The organism is Neisseria sp. P0018.S001, assembly GCF_051957355.1.
GTDB lineage: Bacteria > Pseudomonadota > Gammaproteobacteria > Burkholderiales > Neisseriaceae > Neisseria > Neisseria subflava_A.
Map to the genome: position 1 here is coordinate 1 of NZ_JBQCWN010000024.1, position 6,919 is coordinate 6,919.

General features: G+C 46.3%; 7 protein-coding genes and 2 pseudogenes. 1 reads left to right on the forward strand and 8 read right to left on the reverse strand.

The window, feature by feature from the left end; all coding sequences use genetic code 11:
* Positions 1–374 (forward strand): transposase (locus ACTHTJ_RS10400; RefSeq protein WP_440360941.1); only part of this gene is annotated, 374 nt, incomplete at its 5' end.
* Here ACTHTJ_RS10400 and ACTHTJ_RS10405 read toward each other — a convergent pair.
* The 8 genes and pseudogenes from ACTHTJ_RS10405 to ACTHTJ_RS10440 form a co-directional block, all read right to left on the reverse strand.
* Complete coding sequence (locus ACTHTJ_RS10405; RefSeq protein WP_234396212.1) at positions 286–873, reverse strand: hemagglutinin repeat-containing protein; 588 nt, start codon at positions 871–873, stop codon at positions 286–288. The two genes, ACTHTJ_RS10400 and ACTHTJ_RS10405, sit on opposite strands and share 89 nt — an antisense overlap.
* 33 nt (positions 874–906) lie before the next feature.
* Positions 907–1,200 (reverse strand): hypothetical protein, encoded by a 294-nt coding sequence (locus ACTHTJ_RS10410; RefSeq protein ID WP_070461582.1) that lies wholly within the window; start codon positions 1,198–1,200, stop codon positions 907–909.
* Positions 1,151–1,381 carry a hypothetical protein gene (locus ACTHTJ_RS10415; protein ID WP_141743141.1) on the reverse strand — a complete coding sequence of 77 codons (231 nt, stop codon included), beginning with the start codon at positions 1,379–1,381 and terminating at the stop codon, positions 1,151–1,153. Before ACTHTJ_RS10415 ends, ACTHTJ_RS10410 begins: the two co-directional genes overlap by 50 nt.
* Positions 1,382–1,621: 240 nt before the next feature.
* Positions 1,622–2,080, reverse strand: a complete 459-nt coding sequence (locus ACTHTJ_RS10420) for a hypothetical protein (protein WP_070461583.1) — start codon at positions 2,078–2,080, stop codon at positions 1,622–1,624.
* Positions 2,081–2,090: 10 nt separating this feature from the next.
* Positions 2,091–2,854, reverse strand: a pseudogene (gene mafB / locus ACTHTJ_RS10425) (polymorphic toxin MafB class 2); the annotation flags it as partial.
* A 553-nt stretch (positions 2,855–3,407) separates the two neighbouring features.
* Positions 3,408–3,848, reverse strand: coding sequence for a hypothetical protein (locus tag ACTHTJ_RS10430; RefSeq protein ID WP_070461584.1), 441 nt, complete (start codon positions 3,846–3,848; stop codon positions 3,408–3,410).
* A complete protein-coding gene (locus tag ACTHTJ_RS10435; protein WP_440360942.1) occupies positions 3,845–6,511 on the reverse strand; it encodes a hemagglutinin repeat-containing protein in 2,667 nt (888 codons plus the stop codon). The genes ACTHTJ_RS10430 and ACTHTJ_RS10435 overlap by 4 nt, the downstream gene beginning before the upstream one ends.
* 99 nt (positions 6,512–6,610) lie before the next feature.
* Positions 6,611–6,919: pseudogene (locus tag ACTHTJ_RS10440) on the reverse strand (hypothetical protein); the annotation flags it as partial.

Below are 6,919 nucleotides of genomic sequence, written 5' to 3' on the forward strand. Positions count from 1 at the left end.
CCAATACCCATGAGTGCAACCACCTGTCGCCTTTGCTGGAAGGGATAGCCGAAGGTACGGCCGTCTATGCCGACAAAGGCTATGACAGTGCGGAAAACCGGCAACATCTGAAAGAGCATCAGTTGTTGGACGGCATTATGCGCAAAGCCCACCGTAACCATCCGTTGTCGGAAGCGCAAACTAAACGCAACCGATATTTGTCAAAGACCCGTTATGTGGTCGAACAAAGCTTCGGTACGCTGCACCGTAAATTCCGCTACTCCCGGGCAGCCTATTTCGGGTTGATTAAAGTGAATGCGCAAAGCCATCTGAAGGCGATGTGTTTAAACCTGTTGAAGGCCGCCAACAGGCTAAGCGCGCCTGTTGCTGCCTAAAAGTTTGATGGCTTTGGCTGTCGATACGGTTTTTGCCTTTGCCGTAGGCGGCTTCGGCGTAGATATAGACACCGGTTTGCGCACCGACGGAAACCCCGACGCCGACCTGTACGCCGGCATTGCGGTTTTTGCCGTCCTGATGTTGGCTGTCTTGGGCCGACTGCAGCCGGATATCGCGTGCGGAATCGAGGCGGATGGTGTCGCCCGCGGTAATGTTGCTGCCTCGGACGGTAATGTCGCCCTCGCGGCTGCGGATATTGATGTCGCCACCGGCTTTCAGGCTGCTTTGTTGGCTTTGGCGGTAGTTTTGGTTTTGTTCTTTGCCGGCGGATTTAAAGCCGAAGCCGGCTTCAACGGATAAGAGGACGGCACCCTGCTGTCCGGTTTGGTTTTTAAGGGCGTCGGCCACTTTGCCGACGCCATCGGCCAGTTGGTAGGCTTGGGCGCCGGCGGCCAGGGTTTGCAGGGCGCGGGTGCGGTCGTCGGCTGGTTGCGGCAATTGGCGTGCAAAATCCTCAGCTGCATTCTGTGCTTACTCGATACTCTGTACGGGAAAAAATATCTTACCCCACGGCATATCGTTTTCTTCAAAGATACTTTCAAGACGATCGATAAAGGCGGGATTTACGGCATTATCGTCTTCTGCGCTGTTTACCACTTCGGGATCAAAGTATTTAAAATAGAACACCTCTCCCTCGGAGGTAAGGTTAATATGTGTAAGCCAATGATAAATCCAGGCAACATCAAAATCGTATCCTTTTGATTCAAGATCATAATTAGGATTGTAATAAGCAAGATTCCGGCAATACATCCCAGATGTCTTCATCCGTAATCTCTTTCTGCGGCCAAAATTCCATCCATCTCAAGGTAAACAGCCGGTAAATAATCTCTACTGTTTCCTGCCAATCAAGCCCTGAATTGGGAAGGTCTACTGGTTCTGTATCAATAAAAGCTAATTTTCGAAATACATCCTGAATAGCAGATGCTTGTCGTTCGTTCATTCTCATAATACATTACCTTTTATTTATATTACTTTATTGGAAATTTCAATTTTAAATTTTCGTTATTATTTAGCGATCGTATGGCCGAGTTCTTATGGATTTCTACCGTTGCTGTAGTGGGTAGGGTATCTTTGCCAGCATATCCGGCAGGACGGTAAACAATTGTGTCGTTTAGTGTCGCAACTCTCCAGCAATCTTAAATACTTTAGGTAACATTTTAATAAAACAAGTAAGATTAATCATTTTTTAAGAATGCATTAAGGATGCAATAGGAAATAGTGGATTATTCTCATCCCATTCTACCCCATGCTCAATAAATATGGATTCTAATGTTTTTATGAAAGGAGTATTTAATTCAAATTTCTTTCCATTCCACTCCTCAAATGCCTCAGGAATATATTTTATTATTAAATCTAGCCCCTTTTTTGTTAATATAATCTCTCCCCAATACCACACTCCATTATCCTTACCAAAAGGATTTTGTTTTGCTAGTTTATGACAAAAACCTAGAATATCTTTTTCTGTTTCCAAATTAACAGGCTCAAGAATTGCTAATTGACATATTAATAATCTATATATGAATTCAACTGCAAATTGCCAATCTTTGTTTCCTTGACCATGCGATGCAAAATGCATTGGAAAATAACCATCTAATGCTAAATACTCAAATTCGCATTGAATATTTTCTGCTGTCTCTAAATTCATTAAAATATCCTTATCTAGCAGGGAATTTAAATTTCAGCTCTGTTGGCTTGCCCTTTAAATTAATATTTAAGTTATTTAATGTTGGATTATTAATATCAACAGACGCTGTAGTTCCCTTAGTCATAGAAGCATTACCTGCTGGCCTATACACCACAAAGGTTCCATCCGGCATTTGCGCTTTCCAACAGCCACACATTTACCTCCGTATAATTTTTCACCTTCGACTCGTTCCATTAATGTAGGTTTCCTGCCTAAATATCGACGTGCAAAAGCCTCGGCTGTTTGATTCGGATTATCTGAACGAGACATTTCTCTAGCAGCACCAGGCTTTCCTTTTTGCGGTTGTCCAGGCAGGCGGGTGTGGCCAGACGTTTGCAACCTTTTTAATGCATCAGCCTGCCTTTCTGCAGAAGAAATAGCATTACGTTGGCGTATCGCCTCTATTCTGTTTGGGTTGTGGGATTCGATTTTTTCATGCCGTTGCTGATTATATTTAGGGTTGTTTCTCCCTATGTTGATGTCATCTCTGTAATCTTTCGGTGGTTTCGGCAATGCCTTCTGTTCCCAATCCCGACTATTAAATCTCCGCTTTTTCCCATCCGGCCGCACCACCTTCACCGCATTGTCCGACCACGTTACCACAGAGCCTCTCGGTATCAGCTCTCCGTTGGCTAGGCGTTGCTCCTGTGCCAAGGTAACGGTTGTTCCCTCTGTTGCTTTGGAATTTGAAGGAATACGGATTTCGCCGACGGGTACAGTTTTTCTACCCGGAGCATTAACGTTATTTAGATTATGTGATTCGATTCCTTCATGTGTTAAATTATTTATCTTCGTAATCTTCGGCAAAGAAACCGCACCAGTCTGCCTCATTTTTACAGCATTGGTTTCCGGAAGCCCCTCCCAGCTTATGCGGTAAGCCGGATTACCCATACCTTTGGCAGCAACAAAACTTCCTCCCGTTCCGATTAGTCCTGCACCAATTGGGTAGAGGAACTTAAGCCATTAGCTGCAACGACTTCACTATCATCACGTATATCATCAATGTTGCCATTGACAACAGCATGCCTAAAATTGCTGTTGTGCCGTTTGAGCAAATCCCATTCCTGTCGGACTGCCTTCCTGATAGAACCAACTACTTTGTTTTGCTCTTCTCGGTCGGTAGCTAACTTTTCCAGTTTGTTCCAGGCTTTTTAATGTGTTGGAAAATGTCATGTTGTTTACACTTTTTCAGGCTGTCCAGTTTTTGTTTTTTCGCTAAAAAATCGGTTAGTTCAGTCTAAGTATGAAATCTGAAAAGTGTAAATAGCACTGTTGATTTCTAAGATTTTTAAATTAGTTTGGAAATGCCTAAAACATGTATCGATGTGGCAAATATTGATGAGTTATCTTTCTGTAGATGAATTAAGATTCTTCTGTGGTCTTTAATAAATTCATTTAAAAAAGAAAATCTCACATATTTATGACGTATTTCCTTAATTAATTTTCTATTGCTTAATTTAAATAATCCATTGCCAAATTGGCCATCAAATGAAAGCCATATTTTTACTCCTTGAGCATCTTCCCATTTTTTTGGATAAATGGTTGGTGGAGTATGAAGATAAATAATCATATTGATACAGTACCCTTTTAGATTATTTTCGGAAATTATCCATTTGGTAAAAAAGATATCATCTACGTAAAAATTTCCTTTTTCAAGTATATCTGCTCCATACATTTGCTTTAATAGATTCCATTTTCCCCCAATAAAGTCAATGTGCGCGTGCTTCATTTTTTCGTTTTCCCCCTGTTTCCATTTTTCATGTTAAATATTCTCTCAAAGAAATGCTCTTTAGGATCTGCATGCGGAGAAGGTTTTGTGTACAAATGCTCTGGAATACCTGTGATCGGACTGATTCCATAGGTTTGCCTATTGTGCGGGATGTTCTGCTCGGCCTTCCAAGTTTCTATATCAATAGTTCCATTTGTGGTATATGTGTTTAAATTTAATTTTTTTAAATTAAAATGAGCATGTTGATTTCCTATTCCATTAAGGTCTCCAAAATTATGCCCTACAGAGTGGTCTTGGATTACATAACCTTTGCCATTAACAATAAATAGATACTCCGTAGAAAATAACGTGCGTCCTAAAGAATCCTTTTTGTAAGTTACTATGCCTATTCGATCATGCTTTTTTTCTACAATTGGCACACGACGAACTGCTGTTGGCTGCATTGAATTAGGAATCCCTAATTGTCGCTTAGCCATTCTAAATGTAGCATGTTTCGTAGTTGCTGCTTGTTTAAATTCTGTCATGGCCTTCATTAGGTTTCGGTAATTTCGTTCTGTGTCTAAGCGAACTACTCCCACACCATTAACACTATCCATTACAGTCATTAACGGTACATTAATTCCATGTTCCCTAAGAAAATTTCTAGCTATTTCATTTTTCTTGTCTTGATTTACTTGATCTATTCTTTTTAATTTTTGAATCTCAGCATATATATCTGGCACATTACCTTGTAAGAAAAATGGGTCCATTGCATATGCGGCATTCTCCAATGTTGCGGCTCTACTCTGCATCCGCGTAACAGCAGAAGTACTATTCCCCGCAGCATTATTCTCCACCGCATTCTGCCCGACCGTCCCGGCAACCTGCGCATCAAACAACGCTCCGTTGCTGCTGTTCGTACCGTTCAGACTGCCTCCGGCCGCACCCACCACCGAAGCGATAGCACCGGTCTGCGCTTTAATCTCTTCTTTAATGTGCTCGGGTAACAGGTTGGGATTGAATTTCCCTGTGTGCGGGTCAATCGCGGTATAGCCGTCGTCGTATTGTTTGGCCAGATACCCGGCCGCACGTTCGGCAGCAACGGCGGCGCTGCCGCCGGCAAGCGGGTCGGCGCCGTTGGCGTAGGCTAAGGCGGCACCGAGCATAAAGTGGCCGATTGCTTGCGCGGCTTCGTTTTTGTGTTCACCGTGGCCGAAGCGCTTGCCGATGGCGGCTGCAGCATACGGCGCCAACGTATTGGCCGCCAGCTGTAAATCACCCTGTCCGCCCAGGGCGCCGGTAATCAGGGTTTCGGCGGCGCTAAGCGCACGGCTTTTGCTGCCGCCTACGCCCCAGCTTCGGGCTTCTTGGTAGGCTTGGGCGTAGGCGGGGGAATGGGCCAGCATCTCCTGCTGCCGTTGTGCGTCGCTTAGGCTGAGGTAGTGTTCGTAGCTGCCGTCGTTTTGTTCTTTCAGACGGCCTTCGTAAGTGGCCTGTTGTTTTTCCAGCTCTTGGGTCGCGGCTTTGGCACGGTTGCCCCTATAGGTGCCGACGGCACTGTGGATGGCGGCAGTCGATTGGGCAATGGTTTGCTGTTTGTCGAGTAGGTTTTGCAGATCGGGGACGGCTTCGGCGCTGCGGTGGGCGTTTTGCGGGTCGGTTTGGATGCCGAGAGCGCGGGCACTGGTTTTTTTGCCGCCGATGGTGATGTTGCCTTCGCTGAGTACGGAGCGGGTATAGCCTTGGCTGTTGCCGCTTTCATGCTGCGGCAGGGTGGGGCTGTAGTTGAGGCCTTTGTTCATGTTCTGGCCGGCGGTTTGGGACGCACGGCCGAAGGCGCTTTGATTGAAGCCGTCGCTGCCTTTCAGGCTGCCGCCATAACCGGCACCGATGCCCATGCTTTGGGCACTGTAGCTGCTTTCGTTGCGGATGTCTTCAAAGCTGAAACTGCGGGCGGTCAGTTCGTTGTGGTCTTTGTCTGCGGCAGAAGCGATGGCGCCGCCTTTAAGCCGGACGCTATCGGCTGTGATGTGGTAGCCGCCTTCGCCGGCAAAGAGACCGCTCTGGCTGCCGACGCTGCGGCTGTGGCCGTTGGCTTTGCTTTGGTTGTAGTTGCCGGATACGCTCCATGCGGTACCGAGGGCGACTTGGGCGCGGATGCCGCCGCCGCTTTGTTTGCTCTCCTGTTCGACAGTGTCCTGCGGGCTTTCGATGTGCAATGTGCCGCCGACATCGGCGTCGATGCGTTTGGCATGGGCTTGGGCACCGTTCAGCACGGTATTGCCCTTGCTGCTGAGCTGCAGTTTGTCGGACTGCAATAGGGTGTTTTGATGGGTTTGGCTGTCGGTGCGGTTTTTGCCTTTGCCGTAGGCGGCTTCGGCGTAGATATAGACACCGGTTTGCGCACCGACGGAAACCCCGACGCCGACCTGTACGCCGGCATTGCGGTTTTTGCCGTCCTGATGTTGGCTGTCTTGGGCGGAGAGCAGCCGGATGTCGCGTGCGGAATCGAGGCGGATGGTGTCGCCCGCAGTAATGTTGCTGCCTTGGACGGTAATGTCGCCCTCGCGGCTGCGGATATTGATGTCTCCGCCAGCTTTCAGGCTGCTTTGTTGGCTTTGGCGGTAGTTTTGGTTTTGCTCTTTGCCGGCGGATTTAAAGCCGAAGCCGGCTTCGACGGACAAGAGGACGGCGCCTTGCTGGCCGGTTTGGTTTTTGACGGCGTCGGCTACTTTGCCGACGCCATCGGCCAGTTGGTAGGCTTGGGCGCCGGCGGCATCTGATTATTTTGAAATTGCCATTTCAATGACTTGCTCAACATAGTTGTTTTCCAAATCAATTACGTCTCCTTTTTTTTGTTTTGATATTTTTAATTCGTCATACGCGTAAAAAATAGCAATTTTTTTCCCTTCACAAAATAAATGTCTGTCGGATTTATTCATCATATACATACTTTCATTCCTTGCGATGCCTTCACCATCTATAAAACTAAAACTATTCGGTATGTTTCTTCTTTCCATTCCTGCCTCATATATTGACGATATTACTCCGGAAACGCTTCTGGTGATAATCTGTCCGGAATCAATATTAGC

What these genes read in the sequence shown, in the direction of transcription:
- ACTHTJ_RS10410 (WP_070461582.1), bottom strand. Translation starts at nt 1,200, where the DNA reads ATGAAGACATCTGGGATGTATTGCCGGAATCTTGCTTATTACAATCCT.
- ACTHTJ_RS10415 (WP_141743141.1), bottom strand. Translation starts at nt 1,381, where the DNA reads ATGAGAATGAACGAACGACAAGCATCTGCTATTCAGGATGTATTTCGA.
- ACTHTJ_RS10420 (WP_070461583.1), bottom strand. Translation starts at nt 2,080, where the DNA reads ATGAATTTAGAGACAGCAGAAAATATTCAATGCGAATTTGAGTATTTA.
- ACTHTJ_RS10430 (WP_070461584.1), bottom strand. Translation starts at nt 3,848, where the DNA reads ATGAAGCACGCGCACATTGACTTTATTGGGGGAAAATGGAATCTATTA.